The following is a 22820-nucleotide window of genomic DNA, read 5'->3' as shown; positions in this document are numbered from 1 at the left end:
TTCGGCCGCCGCGCCCAGAGCTTTATGTAGGGACCCGACAGTGACATCCGTACGCCACTGTCAGGGGTCGATTCCTCGGGGGAGGCGCCGGACCGATAGGTTTTCGGTACATCAGACCGCTATCGAAAGGGTGATCCGTTGAGCCGCTCGGTTCTCGTCACCGGAGGCAACCGGGGCATCGGCCTCGCCATCGCCCGCGCGTTCGCCGATGCCGGCGACAAGGTCGCGATCACGTACCGCTCCGGAGAGCCGCCGGCCGGCTTCCTCGCCGTCAAGTGCGACATCACCGACGCCGAGCAGGTGGAGCAGGCGTACAAGGAGATCGAGGAGAAGCACGGTCCGGTGGAGGTGCTGGTGGCCAACGCCGGCGTCACCAAGGACCAGCTGCTCATGCGGATGTCCGAGGAGGACTTCACCTCCGTCCTGGACACCAACCTCACGGGCACCTTCCGGGTCGTCAAGCGCGCCAACCGCGGCATGCTGCGGGCCAAGAAGGGCCGCGTCGTCCTGATCTCCTCGGTCGTCGGACTCCTGGGCTCGGCCGGGCAGGCGAACTACGCCGCGTCCAAGGCCGGCCTGGTCGGCTTCGCCCGGTCCCTCGCCCGCGAGCTCGGCTCGCGCAACATCACGTTCAATGTCGTCGCGCCCGGGTTTGTCGACACCGACATGACCAAGGTGCTCACCGAGGAGCAGCGCAAGGGCATCGTGTCCCAGGTGCCGCTGGGCCGCTACGCGCAGCCCGAGGAGATCGCCGCCGCGGTGACCTTCCTCGCCTCCGACGACGCTTCGTACATCACTGGAGCCGTCATCCCGGTTGACGGCGGATTGGGCATGGGGCACTGACACCATGACGAACACTGGCGGAATCCTCGAGGGCAAGCGCATCCTCATCACCGGTGTGCTGATGGAGTCCTCCATCGCCTTCCACGCCGCGAAGCTGGCCCAGGAACAGGGTGCGGAGATCATCCTCACCGCCTGGCCGCGGCCGACGCTGACCGAGCGCATCGCGAAGAAGCTCCCCAAGCCCGAGAACGTGAAGGTCCTGGAGCTCGACGTCTCCAACGACGAGCACCTCGCGCGCCTGGAGGGCCAGGTCCGTGAGCACCTGGGCGACCGCATCGACGGCGTCGTGCACTCCATCGGCTTCGCCCCGCAGGACGCGCTCGGCGGCAACTTCCTGAACACGCCGTTCGAGTCGGTCGCCACCGCCATGCACGTCTCGGCCTTCTCCCTGAAGTCCCTGACGATGGCGCTGCTGCCGCTGATGAACGAGGGCGGCTCGGTCGTCGGCCTCACCTTCGACGCGCAGTTCGCCTGGCCGCAGTACGACTGGATGGGCCCGACCAAGGCGGCACTGGAGGCCACGAGCCGCTACATGGCGCGTGACCTGGGCAAGCAGAACATCCGCTGCAACCTGGTCTCGGCCGGACCGCTCGGTTCGATGGCCGCCAAGTCCATCCCGGGCTTCTCCGAGCTGGCCAGTGTGTGGGACAACCGTTCCCCGCTCGCGTGGGACCTCGCGGACCCCGAGCCGGCCGGCCGCGCCATCGTGGCGCTGCTGTCCGACTGGTTCCCGAAGACGACGGGCGAGATCGTGCACGTCGACGGCGGTCTGCACGCGATCGGCGCGTAGGCGCTCGTACGAAGCACGCGGCGCGGAACTCGCAGCTCGTGATTCGTAGCTCGTGGCTTGCACGGCGAAGGCCGGGCGGCCCCTCCACGGAGGGGCCGCCCGGCCTTCGCCGTACCGCGCCCGCTCCCGAGTCGAAAAGTCGGGCGAACCACCTCACACTGGACCGGAGCGTGACATTCCAGCTACTGGCGGGGAGGAGGTGGGGACATGCGCGCGCCGCACCGCAGGGCCGCCGCTCTAGCCTCGGCCGCCGCACTACTCGTCGGGCTCGCCGTCGCCGCCGAGGTGCGGGCGGCTCCCCCTCCCGCCGAGGACCCGCCGCCCGCCACCGCCCAGGAGCCCGAGGACTTCGGGGCCTCCTGCCGCACGGTCGTCGAGGGCTCCCGGGTCACCGCGTACTGTCACAACCCCTATCTCCGCACCGACCGCGTCCGGCTGCACGTCGAGTGCGACCGCTGGTGGGACCTGGACACCGACAGCGCCCCCGTCGACGTGGGCCCGACCGTCTACGCCCGGCTGACCGGCCGCTGCTGGAAGGAGGTCCGCTCCGCCTGGCTCACGCACCAGCCGGTCGAGCCGGCTCCCCCGGCCCCAGCTTCCTGAGACACGTGAACGGGTAGCCGGCCGCCTCGGCCGCCGCCGTCTCCGCGTCACCGGCCCGGATCGCCTCCACCAGGCGCGCGTGGTCCATGTGGTGTTCCGGCCGCAGCTCCCGGCCCACGTCGTCCCGCAGCCACTGCCGCAGGACGTGCCCGAGGTCGGCGTAGAGCTCGGTCAGCACATCGTTGTGTGAGGCGACCACCACCGCGTGGTGGAACGCGCCGTCCGCCGTTACGAACCGCTCGGCGTCGCCCGACGCCCACGCCTCCTCGCGCCCGGCCAGCAGCGCGTCGAGCTGCTTCAGATCGCGCTCCGTGCGCCGCCGCGCCGCGAGCCGCGCCGCCGAGGACTCCAGCGTCGAGCGCAGTTCGGCGATGTCGAGAGGGTCCGACCCGGCGAACCGCCGGTGCATGACGCCGGCGAGCTCGCTGGTCGCGACGACGTAGGTGCCCGAGCCCTGCCGGATGTCGAGCAGCCCGTTGTGCGCGAGCGCGCGGACCGCCTCTCGCACCGTGTTGCGGGCCACGCCCAGCTGCTCGACCAGTTCCGGCTCGGTCGGGATCCGCGACCCGACCGGCCACTCGCCGGAGGTGATCTGGTTCCGCAGCTCGATGATCACCTGATCGGAGAGCCCGGAACGCCGGGGAGAGCCGAGCGCCATGGTGCACCTTCCAGTTCGTTCCGGATTGGACAATCAATCATCCCATGATTCTATGATGGCCCTCATGCATGACGAGCCGCAGACCCTCGAGACCGCCGCACCCCCGGCCCGTACCGCCTCGCCGACCACCCCTGCGGGAGAGTCTTCCGCACCGGCCCGGTCCGCCCCCTGGATCGTCCGGGTCGTCCTCGTCGGACTCGTTCTCGCCGCGCTCAACCTCCGCCCCGCCATCACCAGCCTCGGCGCCCTCCTCGAGGAGGTCCGCGACGGGCTCCACATGAGCGGCAGCGTCGCCGGCGTCCTCACCTCCGTGCCCCCGCTCTGCTTCGCCGTCTTCGGCATCACCGCGCCCCGCCTCGCGCGCCGCTTCGGCCCCGCCGCCGTCGTCTGCGCCGGAATGGCCGCGATCTTCGCGGGCCTCGCCGTCCGCCCCTTCGCCTCGGGCACCGCCGCCTTCCTCGCCGCCAGCGCCCTCGCCCTCATGGGCATCGCCGTGAGCAACGTCCTCATGCCCGTCATCGTCAAGCGGTACTTCCCCGACCGCGTCGGCTCCGTGACCGGCCTGTACTCCATGGCACTCGCCCTCGGCACCTCCCTCGCGGCCGCCGCGACCGTGCCCATGACGGACGCCCTCGGCGGCAGCTGGCGCACCGGCCTCGGCGTCTGGGCGATCCTCGCCGCCCTCGCCGTCCTGCCCTGGATCCCGCTGCTGCGCGACCGCGGTACGGGACCGGCCGGCGGCGCCGCCGTCACCGCCGACGTGCCGGCCCAGGCGACGGCCCCCTCGGCCGGTTCCCCGGCCGCTCCGCTCCGGATCACCCGCAGCCGTACCGCCTGGGCCCTCGGCGTCTTCTTCGGCCTCCAGGCCACGGGCGCGTACATCACGATGGGCTGGATGCCGCAGATCTTCCGCGACGCCGGCGTCCCGGCCGGCACGGCCGGTGTGCTGCTCGCCGTCACCATGGTGATGGGCGTGCCGCTCGCCTTCGTCATCCCGCGCCTCGCGACCCGGCTCACGAACCAGGGGCCGATCGCCGTCGCCCTCGCCCTGTGCGGCCTTGCCGGCTACACCGGCCTGTACCTCGCGCCCGCCGCCGGAGCCTGGGCCTGGGCCCTGCTCCTCGGCGTCTCCAACTGCGCGTTCCCGCTCGCCCTCACCATGATCGGCATGCGCTCACGCAGCGCCGCCGGTGTCGTCCGGCTCTCCGCCTTCTCGCAGAGCGTCGGCTACCTCATCTCCATCCCCGGCCCGCTCCTGGTGGGCGTCCTCTACCAGCACAGCGGCGGCTGGGGCCTCCCCATCGCCCTGATGGCCGGGCTGATGATCCCGCAGATGATCGTCGGAAGCCTCGCCGGAAGGGACCGGACGGTCGAGGACGAATGCTGAGATGCGAGACTGTCCCCATGCCAGTGCTCGACCCGAACCCCCAGAACGGCCAGAAGAAGCTCCTGCTCGTGCTCGGCGCGATGCTCGGGATCTCGGTCGTGATCGCCGTCATCGCCACGATCGCCTCACCCTGACCCGCCTCGCACCGCCCGCGCGGCGACCCCGTGGTGGGGTTTGCCCCCCTGTCCCCTAGGGGGCGGGTGTCAGGGTGAAGTGGGTGGATCACCGGATGGGACCGGCGGACCGCGCTCCGTAGCGTGGGGGACATCGCGGCAGGCCCCGCCGCGGAGGTCCCCGACCCACGGAGGCGGCCATGTCGGCCCGTACGCACACCCGGACCCTCACCCCGTCCGCCTCGTCCGTCCCGTCCGCCGACGGCGTCGACACCCGGCTTCCCTGGTGGGCGCTCGTCCTCCCGGTGGCCGCCTTCGTCGCCCTCTTCCTGCTCATGGCGGGGCAGGGCGGGGCTCACGCGGCCGGCGGCCAGGCGTCGGTCGGGCATCTCCTGGAGCAGATCCGGCAGACGCTGCCCCGCTGACCCAACACCCTGCGCCCGGTGGCCCGTTTCGTGCGAAGCTGGAGCCCATGAGCGTCGATACACCCCGCAGGATTGTGCTGCTCCGGCATGCCAAGGCCGACTGGCCCCAGGTGTCCGACCACGAGCGACCGCTCGCCGAGCGAGGGCGCACCGACGCCCCCGTGGCCGGCCGCCGTCTCGCCGACACCGGAATCTCCTTCGACCTGGCCCTCTGCTCGTCCGCCGTCAGAACCCGCGAGACCTGGAAGCTGGCCGTCGCGGAGCTGCCGCACCGGCCCAAGACCGTCTACGAGGAGCGGCTGTACGAGGCCTCGCTCGGCGAACTGATCGCCCTGCTGAACGAGGTCTCGGACGACGTCGAGAACCTCCTCGTCATCGGTCACAACCCCGGGATGCACGCACTCGCCGACGCCCTTTCGGGTTCGGCCGACGGCGACGCGCTGACCCGGATGAACCGCGCCGGCTTCCCGACCTCCGCGTTCGCCGTGGTCGGCTTCAACGGCTCGTGGAAGTCCGTCGAGCACGGCGTGGGCAAGCTGCTCGACTACTGGGCCCCGAACGGCTGATCCGTACTCCTACGGAGAAGGGCCCGGTCGCCGTGCGGCGACCGGGCCCTTCTCCGTACGGCCGGGGCGGCGGGCGGTGGCGGTGACGCTCCGTGCCCGGAGGGGCGCCGCGCGTCAGTGCAGCAGTTCCTCGTCGCCGTCCGCCGCCTCGACCTCCTCGCGGGTGATCCCCAGCAGGTAGAGGACGGTGTCGAGGAAGGGGACGTTGACGGCGGTGTGGGCGGCCTTGCGCACCACCGGTTTGGCGTTGAACGCCACGCCGAGACCGGCCGCGTTCAGCATGTCGAGGTCGTTGGCGCCGTCGCCGATCGCCACGGTCTGGGAGAGCGGCACCCCGGCCTCCGCCGCGAACCGGCGCAGCAGCCGCGCCTTGCCCGCCCGGTCCACGATCTCACCGGTGACCCGGCCGGTCAGCTTCCCGTCCACGATCTCCAGGGTGTTCGCCGAGGCGAAGTCCAGCCCCAGCCGCTCCTTGAGATCGTCCGTGACCTGCGTGAACCCACCCGAGACCACACCGACCTGGTAGCCGAGCCGCTTCAGCGTACGGATGAGGGTGCGGGCCCCCGGGGTGAGCCGTACCTCGGCACGGACCTTGTCCACCACCGAGGCGTCGAGCCCGGCCAGCAGCTCCACGCGCGCGTGGAGGGACTGCTCGAAGTCCAGCTCGCCCCGCATCGCCGCCGCCGTGACCTCGGCGACCTTGTCCTCGCAGCCCGCGTGCGCCGCGAAGAGCTCGATCACCTCGTCCTGGATCAGCGTCGAGTCCACGTCCATGACGACCAGCCGCTGGGCGCGGCGGTGCAGCCCCGCCGAGACGACGGCCACGTCCACACCGATGTCGTGCGCCTGGGTGGCCAGGGCGGTCCGCAGCGGCTCCGTCTCGCAGCCGGACACGGCGAACTCGACCGCCGTCACCGGGTACTTCGCCAGGCGGAAGATGCGGTCGATGTTGCCGCCGTTCTCGGCGATCCTGGCCGTTATGGCGGCGGTCTGCTCGGCGGTCAGCGGGTGACCGAGCACGGTGACGTGCGAGCGGCCACTGCCGCGCGGACGATTGTCGCCGGTGCCGGAGATGATCTCCGCCTGCAGCTTCAGCGACTCGGCCCAGCTGTGGACGGTCGCCCGCAGCTCGCCCTGGGAGGCGACGGTCGGCTCGGTGACGAGCGCGCACAGGACGAGACGGCCGCGGGACACGACCTGCTCGATGTCCACGACGTCGACGGAGTAGGCGGCGAGGGTGTCGAAGAGCCCGGCGGTGATCCCGGGACGGTCCTTCCCGAAGATCTTGACGAGAAGGGTGGGAACGTCTGAGGTCTGCGATGCGCTCATGGTGCTTCCACCGTATCGGGCACTGGGTGCCACCAGTCCCCCCGTCCCGCGTACCGGACACCCGACTGGTCGCACTCCTGCCACCGTAGCCTTCCGCGGACGCGCCCGCCCGGCGCCCGCCCGGCGCCGGCCGAGGCCCCGACTGGGCCCCGACTGGGCCCCGACCGGGCCCGGCGCCCGCTCGCGCCGGCGATCGAGGCCAGAATCACATCGACGGGGACGGTCCGGCCGTGCCGGCCGCCCGCGCGCGCCAGAACCCTCCGGTTCGTGCCGAGTTGCCCGATAAGAACATGATCGTCAGCGCTCATGGGTGCTTACTCCTCTCCAGGCTGGTTTCTCCTTGCTTCCACAGTTCACACGGAGGCACTTCCAGGGCAGCCGACGTGCGCCTCTGCGGGGTCTTCACACCGCCCGACTTTCGGAGTACGGGCAGGGCCTGAAATAGTTCCCCCCGATGTTCGCCATCCCTAGACTCCCTGCGACGGGGGTACATCGGGGGACAAGTAGTGGGGCATGGAGTGCCAGAACTCGTACTGGAATTGAACGGAAGGACCTGGACTCTCGATCCGTCCAGGTCATACACCCTGGGACGTGATCCGCAGGGCGACCTCGTGATCGACGACGCCAGGGTCTCGTGGCGACACGCCACCATCAGCTGGGGTGGCCGGAGTTGGGTCATCGAGGACCACGGCTCGACCAACGGCACCTTCGTGCAGGGGCAGCGGATCCACCAGTTGGAGATCGGCCCCGGCACCGCCGTGCACCTCGGCAACGCCACCGACGGCCCGCGGCTGAATCTCGCCGCCGGCGCCCCGGCCCAGCAGCAGGCCCCGGCCCAGGCGCCGCACGCCGCGCAGGCGGCCCACGCCGCCCCGAACGCGCAGCAGGGCGCGGTGCAGGCCGACTGGGCCACCCACCAGGCACCGCCGCAGCACCAGGCCCCGCAGCAGGGCTGGCAGCAGCCGGCCCAGGCCCAGGGGCACGGTCAGCCGCAGTTCCCGCACCAACAGGGCGGTCCCGTCGAGCAGTTGGCGCAGAAGGTGCCCGGCCAGGGCGGCGGCGCCGCGGGGGCACCGCCGGTCTACGGCGACCGCAGCCCGACGATGTTCCACCAGCTGTCCCTCGGCCACGTGATGCGCATCGGTCGTGCGCTCGAGAACGAACTGGTCGTCTCCGACCTCCAGGTCTCGCGCCACCACGCCGAGTTCCACGCCACGCCCGACGGCCGCTTCGAGATCCGTGACCTCGGCTCCCACAACGGCACGTACGTCAACGGTCAGCCGATCGCCAAGGGCGGCTCCGTCCTCATCGGCCCCAACGACATCGTCGGTGTCGGTCACTCGACCTTCCGGATGGTCGGCGGCCAGCTCGAGGAGTTCGTCGACACCGGTGAGGTCTCCTTCTCGGCCCGCCACCTCACCGTCACGGTCGACGGCGGCAAGCAGATCCTCAAGGACGTCTCCTTCGGCGTCCCCGAGAAGTCGCTGATCGGGGTCATCGGCCCCTCCGGCTCCGGCAAGTCCACCCTGCTCAAGGCGCTGACCGGCTACCGCCCGGCCAACGAGGGCGACGTCCTCTACGACAACCGGAGCCTCTACAAGCAGTTCGCCGAGCTGCGCCAGCGCATCGGTCTGGTCCCGCAGGACGACATCCTGCACAAGGAGCTGACCGTCCAGAAGGCTCTCCGCTACGCCGCCAAGCTCCGCTTCCCCGGCGACACCGCCCCGGCCGAGCGCGAGGCCCGCATCGACGAGGTGCTGCGCGAGCTCAAGCTGGACATCCACAAGGAGAAGAAGGTCACCTCCCTCTCCGGTGGCCAGCGCAAGCGCGTCTCCGTCGCCCTGGAGCTCCTCACCAAGCCCTCGCTGATCTTCCTGGACGAGCCGACCTCCGGCCTCGACCCGGGCATGGACCGCGACGTCATGCAGCTGCTCCGCGGCCTGGCCGACGACGGCCGCACGGTCCTCGTCGTCACCCACTCGGTGGCCGAGCTGGGCCTCTGCGACAAGCTGCTCGTCATGGCGCCCGGTGGCTCCGTGGCCTACTTCGGTCCGCCGGAGGAGGCGCTGAACTTCTTCGGCTACAGCACCTGGGCCGACGTGTTCTCCGCCTTCGAGAACTACCGCGACTACGACTGGGCGGGCCGCTGGAAGGGCTCGCAGCACTACCAGATGTACGCCGCGGACATCGACGCCGTCGCCGCGCAGCCGGTCCACATGCCGCAGCAGGCGATGGCCAGGCAGCCCAAGCCGCAGGGCTGGGGCTCCCAGCTGTGGACCCTGATCCGCCGCTACTCCTCGGTCATCGCCTCCGACAAGGGCTTCATCGGCCTGATGGTGATCCTGCCGGCCGTCCTCGGACTGGTCTCGGTCGTCATCCCGGCCGACTTCGGCCTCGCGGCGCCGAAGCCTCCGTCCCGCTTCAACGGTGACGCCGGCACGATCATGCTGATCCTCGCGGTCGGCATGTGCTTCTCCGGCGCCGCCAACTCCGTACGAGAGCTGATCAAGGAACGGGTCATCTACGAACGGGAGCGGGCCACCGGCCTGTCCCGCTCGGCGTACCTGATGTCCAAGGTCATCGTCCTCGGCCTGATCACCGCCCTGCAGGGCGTGATCATCTGCGGCATCGGCTTCGCCACCCGCGAGCTGCCCGCGGAGGGCCTGGTCATGCCGCCGGCCGTCGAGCTCTGCGTCACGATCATCGCGCTCGGCTTCACCTCGATGATGTTCGGTCTGGTCATCTCCTCGCTGGTGAAGACCGCCGAGAAGACCATGCCGCTGCTCGTCATGTTCGCGATCGTCCAGGTCGTCTTCACCGGCATCCTCTTCCAGGTGTACGGATCGCCCGGCCTGGAGCAGTTCGCCTGGCTGATGCCGTCCCGCTGGGCCATCGCCGCCGCGGGCTCGACCCTCGACCTCGCGCACCTGATGCCCCCGTGGGACCACAAGGACCCGACCAACCTGGACCCGCTGTGGGACCACACGGTCGGCCAGTGGGGCTTCAACCTCACGATCCTGCTGCTCATCGGCATCGCCTGCGGTGTCGCGGTGGCGCGCCTGCTGCGCCGCCACGAGCCCGAGGTCATGCGCAAGTAGGCCCGACCGGACGCGCCGAAGGGCGGCACCCCAGCACGGGTGCCGCCCTTTCGGCGTCTGCGTCTGCCTACGGTCAGTAGGCGCTGTTCACGTTGTCCATCGAGCCGTAGCGGTCGGCGGCGTAGTTGCACGCCGCGACGATGTTCGCGACCGGGTCGTACTGGTCGAACTTGGTGCCCGGCACGTGGTACGTCTTGAAGGTCGGGTAGATGACCTGGAGCAGGCCCTTCGACGGGACACCGTTGATGGCGTTGATGTCCCAGTTGTTGATGGCCCGCGGGTTACCGCTGGACTCCCGCATGATGTTGCGGTGGATGCCCTCGTAGCTGCCCGGGATGTTGTGCTTGTCCATGATGAACAGCGCCTCGCGGATCCAGCCGTCGAGGTTGTTCGCGAAGACCGGCTTGCGGGCGGCGGCGCGGCTCGCGGCGGCCTTCGCCTCGGCGCGCTTCTTCGCCTCGGCCTTGACCTTGGCCTCGGCCTTCGCCTTGGCGTCAGCCTTGGCCTTCGCGGCGGCCTTCGCCTTGGCGGCGGCCTCGGCGGCGGCCTTGGCCTTGGCCTCGGCCTCCTGCTTGGCCTTCAGGCCGATGCTCGTGTGCTGGTCGGTGAGACTGGCGTGCAGCGCCTTGGCCTGCGCGCTGTCCGCGTTGTAGGCCCAGGCGACCTGCTGCGTGTTGGCCAGCGCCTGCGGCTCGGTCTCGGTGGCGGCGTTGGCGGGCACGAGGGTGAAGCCGAGGGCTGCGGCGCCGATCATGGCGACACCGGCGATGGAAGCCTTGTGGGTCTTGTTCAGACGACTGTGACCAGAAGTGTTCGCAGACATGCAGGACTACCTCTTCGAATAGCAGGGGGGTCGCTCAGGCCGGGCGGCGCTGCGCCCTTTCGGCGGCGACGGCTGCAATTCTTAGCGGCAGCAAAATGCTGTGGCAAAGGTGTGACGTACGACCCCGGGTAGTGGATCAGGGGCCCGTGCACGAGGCACGGACACCCGCCCGAGACCCGCTCACACCGTCCTCATCTGCCCTTTATCCCTCCACTAGGGGGATTCGTAAGTGACGTGGGTCCTATGCGCGGGCTCACATCGGCCCCGGGGCCGACTCACCAGGAGTTGCGTCAGCAATGCGCACGGTGAGGGGCTTCGTCCGGCAGGAGGAGGTGGACGTCGCCGAACTCGTGCCAGAGGTAGAGCTCCCGTACGGCTTCGGCATAGGCACGGCGCAGGGCGGGCCCTCCGGCGATCGCCTCCAGCATCAGCAGATGCGAGGCCTCGGGCTCGTGCAGCCCGGTCAGCAGCCCGTCGACCACCCGCACCCCCCGCGCCGGCGTCACCACCAGATCGGTCCACCCCGACGCCGCCCGGACCACCCCCGCCGCGTCCGGCGCCGCCCCTCGGACCGCCCCCACAGCACCCGCCCCCACAGCACCCACGCCCGCCGCGTCCGCCCCCACAGCACCCACGCCCGCCGCGTCCGCCCCCGGACCGCGCGGCACGACCGCCGACTCGAGCGCCCGGACGGCCGTCGTCCCGACGGCGATCACCCTGCCCCCGCCCGCCCTCGCCGCGTTCACCAGCCATGCCGTCGACGCCGGAACCTCGAAGCGCTCCGGGTACGGAGGCTCATGGGCCTCCGCCGACGCCACTCCCGTATGAAGGGTGAGGGGAGCGAACTGCACACCCCGGCTCACCAGCTCCGCCACGAGCGCCGCCGTGAAGGGCCGCCCCGCGCTCGGCATCTCCGCCGACCCCGCGCCGTCGGGGGAGGGCAGCGCGAAGACCGTCTGATACGCGGCCAGCGGCTGGTCCCGCTCCGTGTACCCGTACCGGATCGGCCTCCCGTGCCGCGCGAGCAGCGCCGGTACGGAGGTGTCCACCCGCGCCCACCACAGCCGGGACGCCCCCGGCCCCCGGGGCGCGGTCAAAGGCTCCTCCAGCACGAGACGGGCCCCTCCGGGCAGCCGGACCACCCCGCCCTCCGGACCGCCCGGCCGCGCGCGGGTGCTGCCCGCCCCGTCCGGCTCCCGCAGCTCCACCACCCACCGCCCGTCGTCCCCGCACGTCGAGAAGTGCACGACGACCGCCTCCCCGCCGGCCTCCGCCCCCAGCCGCCCGGTCACCGCCGCGGCGAGCGTCGTACTCGTGTTCACGACGAGCACGTCTCCGGCCCGCAGCTGCCCCGGCAGCTCCCGGAACGCGTGGTGCGACACCTCGGACCCGCGGGACACCATCAACCGCACGTCGTCCCGCCCGCGACCCGGCCCACGCTGCTCGGCCGGGACACGCGCCGACAGCTCCTCCGGCACCCCCACGGCCACCGACGCCCCCAGGGGACCCGTACCCCCGGCTCCCGGCTCCCTCTCGGCCCCAGGCTCGGGCCCGGCCTCCCGCCACCGGGTGGTCGCCGCGCTCATCGGGCCGCCTCCACCAGCTCCGCCGCCGCGTACCGGCCGCTCGCCGGCCTGCGGTCGAGCAGCGAGAGGAACCCCGGCACCACCGACTCCGGCTCCGGCCGCGGACCGCCGTCCTCGGGGACGGCCGCCGCGTACAGGTCCGTCGCCATGTCACCCGGATCCACCGCCCACACCCGCAGCCCCGGCTCCTCCACCGCCAGGACCGCCGCCAGCAGGTCGAGCGCCGCCTTCGACGCCCCGTAGCCGCCCCACGTCTCGTACGCCTCGACCGCCGCGTCCGAGCTCACCGCGACAACCGCCCCCGCCCCGCTCTTTCTGAGCAGCGGCAGCCCCTCCTGTACGAGACCCAGGGCGGCCACCACGTTCGTCTCCAGCGCCGCCCGCAGACCGTCCAGCGGCAGCGCGTCCACACGCACCAGCGGCTCGGCGCCCAGGGCGCTCGCATTGCTCACCAGCAGATCGAGCCCGCCGAGCTTTCGCGCGGCCGCCACCAGCTCCCGGCGGTGCGCCGCGTCCGTCACGTCCCCGGGCAGCGCCACCACCCGTGCGCCACGCGCGCGTGCCGCCTCCGCACTCTCCTCGAGCACCTTCGCCGTCCGGGCGTCCAGCACCAGATCCCAGCCCCGCCCGGCCAGCGCACTCGCCAGCGCCCGGCCCAGCCCCTTCGACGCGCCCGTGATGATCGCAACCGGCATGACATCCATCCCCTTCTCCTGACGATGGATCCACCCTCCGGCCGCGGCCCGTCCCGCCGCCTCGTCCGCGGGCCCCGACCGCACAAGGCACTTCGACCTAGTCCCGCGGTCCCGGTCGGTGGCCGTCCACAGGCGGATACGCACCGTCACCGGCCACCGGTACGGTGAATTCATGAGTCATCGACCGAGCTCGGGGCTGGCCGCCGTGAGCACCGCGCTGCTGGCGATGAGCCGCCACCTGGAGGTGCGCGACGTCCTCAAGACGATCGTGGCCTCCGCCCGTGAGCTCCTCGACGCCGAGTACGCGGCCCTGGGCGTCCCCGACGACCACGGCGGCTTCGCCCAGTTCGTCGTCGACGGCGTCAGCGACGAGCAGTGGCGGGCCATCGGCCCCCTGCCACGCCAGCACGGCATCCTCGCGGCCATGCTCCACAAGGCGGAGCCCGAGCGCCTCGCGGACGTCCGCAAGGACCCCCGCTTCGAGGGCTGGCCCGCCGCCCACCCGGAGATGTCCGACTTCCTCGGCCTGCCCATCCAGGACGGCGAGGAGACCATCGGCGCCCTCTTCCTCGCCAACAAACGCTGCCCCAGGCCGGACGGCGGCTGCGGCTTCACCGCCGAGGACGAGGAGCTGCTGTCGATCCTCGCCCAGCACGCCGCCATCGCCCTGACCAACGCCAGGCTGTACGAGCGCAGCCGCGAGCTCACCATCGCCGAGGAGCGCTCGCGCCTCGCCCACGAGCTGCACGACGCCGTCAGCCAGAAGCTCTTCTCGCTGCGGCTCACCGCCCAGGCCGCGGCCGCCCTCGTCGACCGGGACCCCGCCCGCGCCAAGGGCGAGCTCCAGCAGGTCGCGGCCCTCGCCGCCGAGGCCGCGGACGAGCTGCGCGCCGCCGTCGTGGAGCTGCGGCCGGCCGCGCTCGACGAGGACGGGCTCGTCCACACCCTCCGTACGCAGGTGCAGGTCCTCGACCGGGCCCACAGCGCCCGGGTCACGTTCGAGAGCTCGGGCGTCCGCGCGCTGCCCGCCGCGCAGGAGGAGGCCATGCTCCGGGTCGCCCAGGAGGCTCTGCACAACGCCCTGCGGCACGCGGAACCGAAGCTCGTCTCCGTCTCCCTGGTCCGCAGCGGTCAGGGCGCGCTGCTGACCGTCACCGACGACGGCAAGGGGTTCGACCCCCGCACGGTCCGCAGGGCGGGCCGGCACCTCGGCCTCGTCTCCATGCGGGACCGGGCCGGCGGGGTCGGCGGCACACTCACCGTGACATCGGCACCGGGCCGAGGCACCACGATCGAGATGGAGGTCCCCGGTGGCTGACAAGGTCATCCGCGTCCTGCTGGTCGACGACCACCAGGTGGTCCGGCGCGGCCTGCGGACCTTCCTGGAGGTCCAGGACGACATAGAGGTCGTGGGGGAGGCGGCCGACGGCGCCGAGGGCATCGCACGCGCCGAGGAGCTGCGGCCCGACGTCGTGCTGATGGACGTCAAGATGCCCGGCACGGACGGCATCGAGGCACTGCGGAAGCTGCGCGAGCTGGCCAACCCGGCGAAGGTGCTGATCGTCACCAGCTTCACCGAGCAGCGCACGGTCGTCCCCGCCCTGCGCGCGGGCGCCTCGGGGTACGTCTACAAGGACATCGACCCGGACGCCCTGGCCGGCGCCATCCGCTCCGTCCACGCGGGGCACGTGCTGCTCCAGCCGGAGGTGGCCGGGGCGCTGCTCTCCCAGGAGGAGGGACACGGCGGCACCGGCCGCGGCTCGACGCTCACCGAGCGGGAGCGCGAGGTCCTCGGCCTGATCGCGGACGGCCGGTCCAACCGGGAGATCGCCCGGGCGCTCGTCCTCTCGGAGAAGACGGTCAAGACGCACGTCTCGAACATCCTGATGAAGCTCGACCTGGCGGACCGGACGCAGGCGGCGCTCTGGGCGGTGCGGCACGGCCTGACCTCCTGAAACGCGTGAGACGGAAGGGGCACCTCCGTTCCCTTCTTCATACCGTCGGGTGGATGTCCCCCATTTGGCGCAACCCAGCGGGTGCGGCGGCGTTCTTCAGGGCGTGCTGCGGCGGCCGGCCGCGGCGAATACCAGGAGGAACCCGAACGTGAAGAACCTCAAGAAGGCCGCTGCCCTCACCATGGTCGCCGGTGGCATCGTCGCCGCCGGTGCGGGTGTCGCCTCCGCCCACGGCGCGGAGGCGCACGGCAAGGCCATCGGTTCGCCGGGCATCGTGTCCGGCAACCTGGTGCAGGCCCCGGTCCACGTCCCCGTGAACGTCTCCGGCAACACGGTCAACGTCATCGGCCTGCTCAACCCGGCCTTCGGGAACGACGCCGTCAACCACTGACGCCCCCGCGCGACCAGCCCGGCCCCCGGACGACCCCCGGGGGCCGGGCTTTCCCCTTCTCCCACCGCCACGACGGCCGACACCCGCCGCGAGCCGGGACGAACGAGCGGTCCCACGGCTCGGCGCCCAGCCACTCAGCGATCCCGTTCGCGCTCCTCCACATACGCGTTGTACGCCGCCACCTGCGCCCGCCGGGCCACCCGCTCCACCGGCCGCAACGCACTGCCTCGCGCCGCCATCTCCGAGGCGCTGACCGCGCCGCCATGACCGTGGTCGTAGGCGAGGTCGACCAGCAGCCCCACCCGCTGGGCCAGCTCCAGCACCCGCACCGCCCGCGCCGGGTAACCCGGGGCCAGCACCTCGCGACCCACCTCCGCCCGCGCCCGGTACGCCTCGCGCGCCGCGTCCGCCACCGGCCCCGAAGCCGCCACGTCCAGCCTCGTCAGCACGGCCGTCGCCTCGCGCAGCGCCTCCGTCAGCTCCCGCTCCGCCTCACCGAGCGACGGCACGTCCGCCGGCGGTGCCTCCCGCACCGTCAGGCAGTGCCAGATGACCTCCACGTGCACATCACCCGGCGGACCCACCTCCGTGACCTCCGGCACCAGACCGTACGGAGCGCCGAACCCGACCACCGCCTCCTCCGCCTCCAGCGCCCGCGCGTTGAAGTCCGGCGGCCCGCTCAGACCCAGCGGATGCCCCGGCGCCGGAAGCGCCACCCGCCACCCGGACACCCCGAGCCGCCGCAGCCGGCCCAGCGCCAGGGTGAGGCCGACCTGCCCGGCCTCGCCCGGCAGTCCCTCGACGCGGTGCGCCGCGTCCTCCCCGACGATGGCCGACACCGCGTCGTCCGGCGATACCGATCCGGCCAACAGGGCATTGCCCCAAGCGGCCAGGCGTCCTGAGCGTGGTTCCGAAAGCATGCCCCCAGCCTAGGGACTCCCCGCACCCGAGCGGGGAACCACCGGACTAAGGACCCACCTAAGGACCGGCCCGCTCCGACAGTGGCGTAGGTTTTCCCTGGACGCCGCGCCCACAGGCGCACGGCGACGACTCGACTCGACCGCAAGGGGAGACAACGCGCTCATGAGCGATGTACTGGAGCTGGTGGACGTATCCGTGGTCCGCGACGGACGGGCTCTGGTGGACGATGTCTCGTGGTCGGTCAAGGAGGGCGAGCGCTGGGTGATCCTCGGCCCCAACGGCGCCGGCAAGACCACCCTCCTCAACATCGCCTCCAGCTACCTCTTCCCGTCCGGCGGCACCGCCCGCGTCCTCGGCGAGCAGCTCGGCGGCGTCGGCACGGACGTCTTCGACCTCCGCCCCCGCATCGGCATGGCCGGCATCGCCATGGCGGAGAAGCTCCCCAAGAAGCAGACCGTCCTGCAGACCGTCCTCACCGCCGCGTACGGCATGACCGCCACCTGGCACGAGGACTACGACGAGGTCGACGAGCAGCGCGCCCGCGCCTTCCTCGACCGCCTCGGCATGACCGAATACCTGGACCGCAGGTTCGGCACCCTCTCCGAGGGCGAGCGCAAGCGCACCCTGATCGCCCGCGCGATGATGACCGACCCCGAGCTCCTCCTCCTCGACGAGCCCGCCGCCGGACTCGACCTCGGTGGCCGCGAGGACCTCGTCCGCCGCCTCGGCCGCCTCGCCCGTGACCCGTACGCGCCCTCCATGATCATGGTCACCCACCATGTCGAGGAGATCGCCCCGGGCTTCACCCACGTCCTGATGATCCGCCAGGGCAAGGTGCTCGCGGCCGGCCCGATGGAGACCGAGCTGACCTCTCGTAACCTCTCCCTCTGCTTCGGCCTGCCGCTCGTCGTCGAGCACGTCGGCGACCGCTACACCGCCCAGGGCCTCCCGCTCAAGTAGCCGCGGGCGTACGGAAACCGGGAACACCGGGCGTCGCTTCTCCGCACAGAGTCGCGCCCTGTCCCCGACCCACCCCGCCGCCCTACCATGACCATGTGGACATCGACGCATGGGTCTGGTGGCTGATCGGCGCGGTAGGACTGGGCATTCCGCTGGTTCTGACCGCGATGCCCGAATTCGGCATGTTCTCCGTCGGCGCGATAGCCGGAGCCGTGACCGCAGGTCTCGGCTTCGGCATCGTCGCGCAGGTGGTCGTCTTCGTCGTCGTCTCGGTCGCGCTCCTCGCGGTGGTACGCCCCATCGCGGCCCGCCACCGCAGCGGCCCGCCCCAGCACGCCAGCGGGATCGACGCCCTGAGGGGCCGTCAAGCCGTCGTCCTGGAACGGGTCGACGGCACCGGCGGCCGCATCAAGCTCGCCGGGGAGATCTGGTCCGCCCGTACGCTCGACTCCGGGCAGTCCTTCGAGCCGGGCGAACAGGTCGACGTCGTCGAGATCGACGGCGCGACCGCCGTGGTCATGTGACCGAACCCCCCGAACCCCCCACACGACGGCGTGCCGTCTGGGAAACTCGATCATCGAAAACAACCCGGCAGTCAACCGGTAGCGAAGGGCACGGGGAAACACGATGTCAGCAGTCATCATCGTCCTGATCATTCTGGTGGTGCTTGTCTTCATCGCCCTGATCAAGACGATCCAGGTCATCCCGCAGGCGAGCGCCGCGATCGTGGAGCGCTTCGGCCGCTACACCCGCACGCTCAACGCCGGTCTGAACATCGTCGTCCCCTTCATCGACTCCATCCGCAACCGTATCGACCTCCGCGAACAGGTCGTCCCGTTCCCGCCTCAGCCGGTGATCACCCAGGACAACCTGGTCGTCAACATCGACACCGTCATCTACTACCAGGTGACCGACGCCAGGGCCGCGACCTACGAAGTCGCCAGCTACATCCAGGCGATCGAGCAGCTCACCGTCACCACCCTGCGCAACATCATCGGCGGCATGGACCTGGAGCGGACCCTCACCTCCCGCGAGGAGATCAACGCCGCCCTGCGCGGCGTCCTCGACGAGGCCACCGGCAAGTGGGGCATCCGCGTCAACCGCGTCGAGCTCAAGGCGATCGAGCCGCCGACCTCCATCCAGGACTCGATGGAGAAGCAGATGCGCGCCGACCGCGACAAGCGCGCCGCGATCCTCACCGCCGAGGGCATCCGCCAGTCGCAGATCCTCACCGCCGAGGGCGAGAAGCAGTCCGCGATCCTCCGCGCCGAGGGTGAGGCCAAGGCCGCCGCCCTGCGGGCCGAGGGCGAGGCCCAGGCCGTCCGCACGGTCTTCGAGGCCATCCACGCCGGAGACCCGGACCAGAAGCTCCTCTCGTACCAGTACCTCCAGATGCTCCCGAAGATCGCCGAGGGCGACGCCAACAAGCTCTGGATCGTGCCCAGCGAGATCGGCGACGCCCTCAAGGGCCTCTCCGGCGCCTTCGGCAACCTGGGCAACGGAGCCCCCGGCTTCAACACCGGCGCGGTGCCCGGCAGCCGTACGGGCAACGAGACCGAGCGCCGCGAAGCGCCCCCGGTCGACTGACACATCCACGCGGTCGTGCATGATCGGTGCGAGCCCCTCGACCCCGACGGACGTCAGGGCGGGGAGGCGAGCCACTGATCCTGTGAGGAGATGGCGTTGTCCATCTGGGAAGTCCTGGCCGTCTTCGCGGCCGGCGTCGGAGCCGGCACCATCAACACCATCGTCGGATCGGGAACGCTGATCACGTTCCCCGTCCTCCTCCTGACCGGACTGCCCCCGGTCACGGCCACCGTCTCCAACGCGCTCGGCCTCATCCCCGGCTCCATCAGCGGAGCCATCGGCTACCGCGAGGAACTCAGGGGCCAGCGCCGCCGCATCCTGCGTCTCGGCACCGTCGCCGCGATCGGCGGACTCTGCGGAGCCGTCCTGCTGTTGATGCTCCCGGCCCGGGCGTTCGAGACGATCGTCCCCGTCCTCGTCGCCCTCGCGCTGGTCCTGGTCGTCCTCCAGCCCCGGCTCTCCAAGGCGGTCCAGGCCCGCCGCGACCGCAACGGCACGCACGGAGACCCCGACGGCGGCCCCCTCCTCCTGACCGGACTGCTCCTCGCCAGCGTCTACGGCGGCTACTTCACCGCCGCCCAGGGGATCATCTACCTCTCCCTCATGGGCGTGCTCCTCGCCGACACCCTCCAGCGCCTCAACGCCGTCAAGAACGTCCTCGCCGCGATCGTCAACAGCATCGCCGCGCTCTTCTTCCTGTTCGTCGCCGACTTCGACTGGACGGCCGTCCTGCTCATCGCCGTCGGCTCGGCGATCGGCGGCCAGATCGGCGCCAAGGTCGGCCGCCGCCTTCCGCCACCCGTCCTGCGCGGCTTCATCGTGGCGGTCGGCACCGCGGCCATCGTGCAACTGCTGCTCCGCTGAACGACCAGGGCCCGCCTCCCGACCGGGGAGGCGGGCCCGCATCCGTCGACGAAATCCGTTCCTACGCCGCCGAGTCGGCCAGCCACTGCGGCAGCTCGGACCGCTCACCGGCCCGCATCGCCAGCAGCATCGCGTCCGCCGGCGTCGGCACGAACGGCTCGCGCAGCAGCGGCATCCCCGCCTGCTCCGGCGTACGGTCCGCCTTGCGGTGATTGTCCTCGGCACACGACGCCACCGTGTTCAGCCAGGTGTCCCCGCCACCCTGCGCCCGCGGCACCACATGGTCCACGGTCGTCGCGCGTCTCCCGCAGTACGCGCACCGGTGCTGGTCCCGGATCAGCACCCCCCGCCTCGACCAAGGAGCCTGTCTTCGGAACGGCACCCGTACGTAGCGGCAGAGCCTGATCACCCGGGGCACCGGAATGTCCACCGCGGCGGCACGCATGCGAAGATCGGGATGCTCCTGCTCCACGACGGCCTTGTCCTGCAGGACAAGCACCACCGCACGGTTGAGTGTGACCGTCGAAAGCGGCTCGAAGCTCGCGTTCAGTACCAGCGTGTCCCGCATTGTGCCCACCTCCCGTGTGCCGGCCCAGCCCCGTGGCAGGGCTCCGGGCTGGGATCAACTCTGGCCGGGCGCGCCGGGTTGGACAACGCAATATCCGTGCGCAACGAAAGATGCCCGCTTCTGATCTCTCCAAGACCAGAAGCGGGCAAACAACAAACGAACGCTCAGCTGTCCGCGGGAACCTCGTACTCGCCGATCAGCTGGGCACGCGCCAGCGCGTGGAAGCGCAGATGGAAACCGACGGCCGCGGGCGAGGCGTCGGCATCCGGTCCCAGCTTCTCGCGGTCCAAGGCGTACACCGTGAACACATAGCGGTGGGGACCGTCTCCGGCCGGGGGAGCGGCACCGCCGAAGTCCCGGGACCCGTAGTCGTTCCGCGCGTGCACGGCGCCGGCCGGCAGCCCTTCGAAGGACCCCGAGCCCGCGCCCACCGGCAGTTCCGTCACCGACGCCGGGATGTCGAACAGCACCCAGTGCCAGAATCCGCTGCCCGTCGGCGCGTCGGGGTCGAAGCAGGTGACGGCGAAGCTCTTCGTCTCCGCCGGGAAACCCTCCCAGCTCAGCTGGGGCGAGGTGTTCCCCGCCGCGTACACCTGCGCTTCCTTCAGCACACCGTCCGGCACGATGTCGTCGCTCACCACGGTGAACGCCGGCACCGGCGGATGGAAGTCGTGAGGGAGCGGTGCCCTCTTCCCCTCGGCCACGTCCGTACCTCCGTATCGCTGCCTTGCTGTACGAGGCCGAGCCTAGAGCCAGTTGCGCTTGCCACCGACGTCGGCGAGCCACTGGTTGAGGTAAGCCGCCCAGTCGGTCGTGTGGAAGTCGTTCAGACCGACCTTGAACGCGCGGAACGAGTCGCTGCTCTCGCTGAACAGACCCGGCTTCTTGTCCATCTCCAGGACGACGTCCATCTCCCGGTCGTCCGCGACGAAGCTGACCTCGACCTGGTTCAGGCCGCGGTACTGCTGCGGCGGGAAGAACTCGATCTCCTGGTAGAACGGCAGCTTCTGCCGGGTGCCCCGGATGTGACCGCGCTCCATGTCCGCGTTCTTGAAGCGGAAGCCCAGCTGGAGGAAGGCGTCCAGGATCGCCTGCTGCGCCGGCAGGGGGTGGACGTTGATCGGGTCCAGGTCGCCGGAGTCGACCGCACGGGCGATCTCCAGCTCGGTGGTCACACCGATGTTCATCCCGTGCAGCTGCTGACCCGCGATGGCGGTGACGGGCGTCTCCCAGGGAATCTCGAGCCCGAACGGTACGACGTGCACCGCACCGGCCTGCACGGTGAAGGCGCCGCCGAGCCGGACCTTGACGAACTCGATGTCCTGCTTCGTCTCCTGGTCCGCTCCCTCGACCTCGACCCGGGCCTGCAGTCCTACGGACAGCCCCTCGATCTGCTGGTCGACCGAACCGCCCTGGATCCGCACCTCACCCTGCACGACGCCGCCCGGGACGACGTTCTCCTCGGTGAGCACCGTCTCGACGGACGCGCCGCCGGCACCCAGGCTCGCGAGCAGCTTCTTGAACCCCATGAACACTCCCTCTTGATCCCGCTTGATCTCGACCCCTACATACGCGCGACGACCGTAGCCGGTTCCCCTTGCTTCCCGGGGCTCCCAGTACGCTCGGACGCCATGAGCGAGAGCCCCGACCGTACGCCGCTCCCGCGGGCCTTCTTCGACCGCCCCGTCCTGGAGGTCGCGCCCGATCTGCTCGGCCGCACGCTCGTGCGGACCTCGAAGGAGGGCCGCATGGAACTCCGCCTCACGGAGGTGGAGGCGTACGCCGGCGCGATCGACCCGGGCTCCCACGCCTTCCGCGGCCGCACCGCACGCAACGCCGTGATGTTCGGCCCGCCCGGACACGCGTACGTCTACTTCACCTACGGGATGTGGCACTGCCTCAACCTGGTGTGCGGCCCGGAGGGGCACGCGAGCGGGGTCCTGCTGCGCGCGGGGGAGATCCTGGTGGGCGCGGAACAGGCACGTCCCCGTCGACTCTCGGCCCGGTACGACACAGAACTGGCCAAAGGCCCGGCCCGCCTCGCCACCGCCCTCGACGTCACCCTCTCCATGAACGGCACCGACACCTGCGGGGACGGGGACGCCCCGCTGTCCGTCCTCACCGGCACCCCGCCCCCGTCCGACCAGGTGCGCAGCGGTCCACGCACGGGCGTGGGCGGCGAGGGGGCTCCGCACCCCTGGCGCTTCTGGATCGACGCCGACCCGACGGTGAGCCCGTACCGCGCCCACGTGCCCCGCAGGAGGACCTCTTGACGGGACTTGACCCAGATGCTGGGGGCGCCTAATGTAGTCCGAGCCGCTTGAGACGGGCAGTGCTTGTTGGAGCACCCCGGGGCGGCCACCAAAACTACCCACAACGAACCCCCACAGGGTGCGGCTTTCGGCATGCCGAAAGCTGATCCGAATGGCTCGATTATGAGCCGCCGGGGAATTCGGCTAAAGTAGTGAACACGCCGAAAGGCAAAGGCCCCAATCGGCCGCCGGAAACAAAATCCGAACCGGAAACGGAACGGAAAACGGATCTGGTAAGGTTGGAAACACGAAAGACCGAAGGGAAAAGCCCGGAGGAAAGCCCGAGAGGGTGAGTACGAAGGAAGCGTCCGTTCCTTGAGAACTCAACAGCGTGCCAAAAATCAAC

At 71.0% G+C, this 22820-nt stretch carries 26 protein-coding genes; 16 read left to right on the top strand and 10 right to left on the bottom strand.

The annotated features are described in order from the left end of the window. Positions 1 to 138: 138 nt before the first annotated feature. The 3 genes from fabG (at position 139) to ACZ4VW_RS04200 (ending at position 2236) form a co-directional block, all read left to right on the top strand. On the top strand, positions 139 to 843 hold the full coding sequence (gene fabG / locus ACZ4VW_RS04210) for a 3-oxoacyl-[acyl-carrier-protein] reductase (RefSeq protein WP_467958236.1): 705 nt from the start codon (positions 139 to 141) through the stop codon (positions 841 to 843). 4 nt (positions 844 to 847) lie between these two features. Next, complete coding sequence (fabI, locus tag ACZ4VW_RS04205) at positions 848 to 1633, top strand: enoyl-ACP reductase FabI (protein WP_467958234.1); 786 nt, start codon at positions 848 to 850, stop codon at positions 1631 to 1633. A gap of 207 nt (positions 1634 to 1840) precedes the next feature. Then, complete coding sequence (locus ACZ4VW_RS04200; protein WP_467958232.1) at positions 1841 to 2236, top strand: hypothetical protein; 396 nt, start codon at positions 1841 to 1843, stop codon at positions 2234 to 2236. Here the strand turns inward: ACZ4VW_RS04200 and ACZ4VW_RS04195 are convergent. Next, complete coding sequence (locus ACZ4VW_RS04195) at positions 2190 to 2894, bottom strand: FadR/GntR family transcriptional regulator (protein ID WP_467958230.1); 705 nt, start codon at positions 2892 to 2894, stop codon at positions 2190 to 2192. The two genes, ACZ4VW_RS04200 and ACZ4VW_RS04195, sit on opposite strands and share 47 nt — an antisense overlap. A 64-nt stretch (positions 2895 to 2958) precedes the next feature. On the opposite strand from ACZ4VW_RS04195, the gene ACZ4VW_RS04190 reads away from it, so the two are divergent. From ACZ4VW_RS04190 to ACZ4VW_RS04175, 4 genes are all read left to right on the top strand, one after another. Beyond that, positions 2959 to 4281: a CynX/NimT family MFS transporter gene (locus ACZ4VW_RS04190; RefSeq protein ID WP_467958228.1), complete on the top strand. Its 1323-nt coding sequence runs from the start codon at positions 2959 to 2961 to the stop codon at positions 4279 to 4281. 17 nt (positions 4282 to 4298) lie between these two features. Beyond that, a complete protein-coding gene (locus ACZ4VW_RS04185) occupies positions 4299 to 4415 on the top strand; it encodes an SGM_5486 family transporter-associated protein (protein ID WP_261992078.1) in 117 nt (38 codons plus the stop codon). 179 nt (positions 4416 to 4594) lie between these two features. Then, complete coding sequence (locus tag ACZ4VW_RS04180; RefSeq protein ID WP_467958225.1) at positions 4595 to 4819, top strand: hypothetical protein; 225 nt, start codon at positions 4595 to 4597, stop codon at positions 4817 to 4819. A gap of 47 nt (positions 4820 to 4866) precedes the next feature. Then, positions 4867 to 5385: a SixA phosphatase family protein gene (locus ACZ4VW_RS04175; protein WP_467958223.1), complete on the top strand. Its 519-nt coding sequence runs from the start codon at positions 4867 to 4869 to the stop codon at positions 5383 to 5385. Positions 5386 to 5499: 114 nt separating this feature from the next. Here ACZ4VW_RS04175 and serB read toward each other — a convergent pair whose 3' ends face one another. Continuing rightward, on the bottom strand, positions 5500 to 6714 hold the full coding sequence (serB, locus tag ACZ4VW_RS04170; RefSeq protein ID WP_467958221.1) for a phosphoserine phosphatase SerB: 1215 nt from the start codon (positions 6712 to 6714) through the stop codon (positions 5500 to 5502). A 506-nt stretch (positions 6715 to 7220) separates the two neighbouring features. Between serB and ACZ4VW_RS04165 the strand changes: the two genes are divergently transcribed. Then, positions 7221 to 9812, top strand: coding sequence for an ABC transporter ATP-binding protein/permease (locus ACZ4VW_RS04165; RefSeq protein ID WP_467958219.1), 2592 nt, complete (start codon positions 7221 to 7223; stop codon positions 9810 to 9812). Between the two features lie 73 nt (positions 9813 to 9885). Here ACZ4VW_RS04165 and ACZ4VW_RS04160 read toward each other — a convergent pair whose 3' ends face one another. The 3 genes from ACZ4VW_RS04160 to ACZ4VW_RS04150 form a co-directional block, all read right to left on the bottom strand. After that, positions 9886 to 10635 carry a transglycosylase SLT domain-containing protein gene (locus ACZ4VW_RS04160; RefSeq protein ID WP_467958217.1) on the bottom strand — a complete coding sequence of 250 codons (750 nt, stop codon included), beginning with the start codon at positions 10633 to 10635 and terminating at the stop codon, positions 9886 to 9888. A 290-nt stretch (positions 10636 to 10925) separates the two neighbouring features. Next, on the bottom strand, positions 10926 to 12221 hold the full coding sequence (locus tag ACZ4VW_RS04155) for an S-adenosylmethionine:tRNA ribosyltransferase-isomerase (RefSeq protein WP_467958215.1): 1296 nt from the start codon (positions 12219 to 12221) through the stop codon (positions 10926 to 10928). After that, on the bottom strand, positions 12218 to 12916 hold the full coding sequence (locus ACZ4VW_RS04150; protein ID WP_467958213.1) for an SDR family NAD(P)-dependent oxidoreductase: 699 nt from the start codon (positions 12914 to 12916) through the stop codon (positions 12218 to 12220). The genes ACZ4VW_RS04155 and ACZ4VW_RS04150 overlap by 4 nt, the downstream gene beginning before the upstream one ends. A gap of 172 nt (positions 12917 to 13088) precedes the next feature. Between ACZ4VW_RS04150 and ACZ4VW_RS04145 the strand changes: the two genes are divergently transcribed. The 3 genes from ACZ4VW_RS04145 (at position 13089) to ACZ4VW_RS04135 (ending at position 15262) form a co-directional block, all read left to right on the top strand. Further along, complete coding sequence (locus ACZ4VW_RS04145; RefSeq protein ID WP_467958211.1) at positions 13089 to 14234, top strand: GAF domain-containing sensor histidine kinase; 1146 nt, start codon at positions 13089 to 13091, stop codon at positions 14232 to 14234. Next, complete coding sequence (locus ACZ4VW_RS04140) at positions 14227 to 14871, top strand: response regulator (protein ID WP_467958209.1); 645 nt, start codon at positions 14227 to 14229, stop codon at positions 14869 to 14871. The genes ACZ4VW_RS04145 and ACZ4VW_RS04140 overlap by 8 nt, the downstream gene beginning before the upstream one ends. 148 nt (positions 14872 to 15019) lie before the next feature. Then, positions 15020 to 15262, top strand: coding sequence for a chaplin (locus ACZ4VW_RS04135; protein WP_467958207.1), 243 nt, complete (start codon positions 15020 to 15022; stop codon positions 15260 to 15262). Positions 15263 to 15396: 134 nt separating this feature from the next. Here the strand turns inward: ACZ4VW_RS04135 and ACZ4VW_RS04130 are convergent, their stop codons facing one another. Further along, positions 15397 to 16182 carry a hypothetical protein gene (locus ACZ4VW_RS04130; RefSeq protein ID WP_467958205.1) on the bottom strand — a complete coding sequence of 262 codons (786 nt, stop codon included), beginning with the start codon at positions 16180 to 16182 and terminating at the stop codon, positions 15397 to 15399. A 163-nt stretch (positions 16183 to 16345) separates the two neighbouring features. Between ACZ4VW_RS04130 and ACZ4VW_RS04125 the strand changes: the two genes are divergently transcribed. From ACZ4VW_RS04125 to ACZ4VW_RS04110, 4 genes are all read left to right on the top strand, one after another. Continuing rightward, entirely contained in the window at positions 16346 to 17143 is a 798-nt protein-coding gene (locus ACZ4VW_RS04125) for an ABC transporter ATP-binding protein (RefSeq protein WP_467958203.1), read from the top strand. 95 nt (positions 17144 to 17238) lie between these two features. Further along, positions 17239 to 17667, top strand: coding sequence for an NfeD family protein (locus ACZ4VW_RS04120; protein ID WP_467958201.1), 429 nt, complete (start codon positions 17239 to 17241; stop codon positions 17665 to 17667). Between the two features lie 103 nt (positions 17668 to 17770). Next, positions 17771 to 18730, top strand: coding sequence for an SPFH domain-containing protein (locus ACZ4VW_RS04115; protein ID WP_467958199.1), 960 nt, complete (start codon positions 17771 to 17773; stop codon positions 18728 to 18730). A gap of 90 nt (positions 18731 to 18820) precedes the next feature. Continuing rightward, complete coding sequence (locus ACZ4VW_RS04110; protein WP_467958198.1) at positions 18821 to 19594, top strand: sulfite exporter TauE/SafE family protein; 774 nt, start codon at positions 18821 to 18823, stop codon at positions 19592 to 19594. Between the two features lie 61 nt (positions 19595 to 19655). Here the strand turns inward: ACZ4VW_RS04110 and ACZ4VW_RS04105 are convergent, their stop codons facing one another. From ACZ4VW_RS04105 to ACZ4VW_RS04095, 3 genes are all read right to left on the bottom strand, one after another. Continuing rightward, on the bottom strand, positions 19656 to 20162 hold the full coding sequence (locus tag ACZ4VW_RS04105; RefSeq protein ID WP_467958196.1) for an HNH endonuclease: 507 nt from the start codon (positions 20160 to 20162) through the stop codon (positions 19656 to 19658). Between the two features lie 164 nt (positions 20163 to 20326). Then, the gene (locus ACZ4VW_RS04100) at positions 20327 to 20866 is read right to left on the bottom strand and encodes a YbhB/YbcL family Raf kinase inhibitor-like protein (protein ID WP_467958194.1); all 540 of its coding nucleotides are present in this window, start codon (positions 20864 to 20866) and stop codon (positions 20327 to 20329) included. Between the two features lie 42 nt (positions 20867 to 20908). Further along, positions 20909 to 21691 (bottom strand): sporulation protein, encoded by a 783-nt coding sequence (locus ACZ4VW_RS04095; protein WP_467958192.1) that lies wholly within the window; start codon positions 21689 to 21691, stop codon positions 20909 to 20911. Positions 21692 to 21793: 102 nt separating this feature from the next. Between ACZ4VW_RS04095 and ACZ4VW_RS04090 the strand changes: the two genes are divergently transcribed. Beyond that, on the top strand, positions 21794 to 22435 hold the full coding sequence (locus ACZ4VW_RS04090) for a DNA-3-methyladenine glycosylase (protein WP_467958190.1): 642 nt from the start codon (positions 21794 to 21796) through the stop codon (positions 22433 to 22435). A gap of 183 nt (positions 22436 to 22618) precedes the next feature. On the opposite strand, the gene ACZ4VW_RS04085 is transcribed toward ACZ4VW_RS04090, so the two are convergent. After that, positions 22619 to 22820: hypothetical protein (locus ACZ4VW_RS04085; protein WP_467958188.1), on the bottom strand; the 202-nt coding region annotated here is incomplete at its 5' end.

It is taken from the genome of Streptomyces sp. NPDC029139 (genome assembly GCF_055564335.1).
The sequence above is the reverse complement of the archived record's forward strand: the minus strand, read 5'-3'. Positions and strand labels throughout refer to the sequence as shown.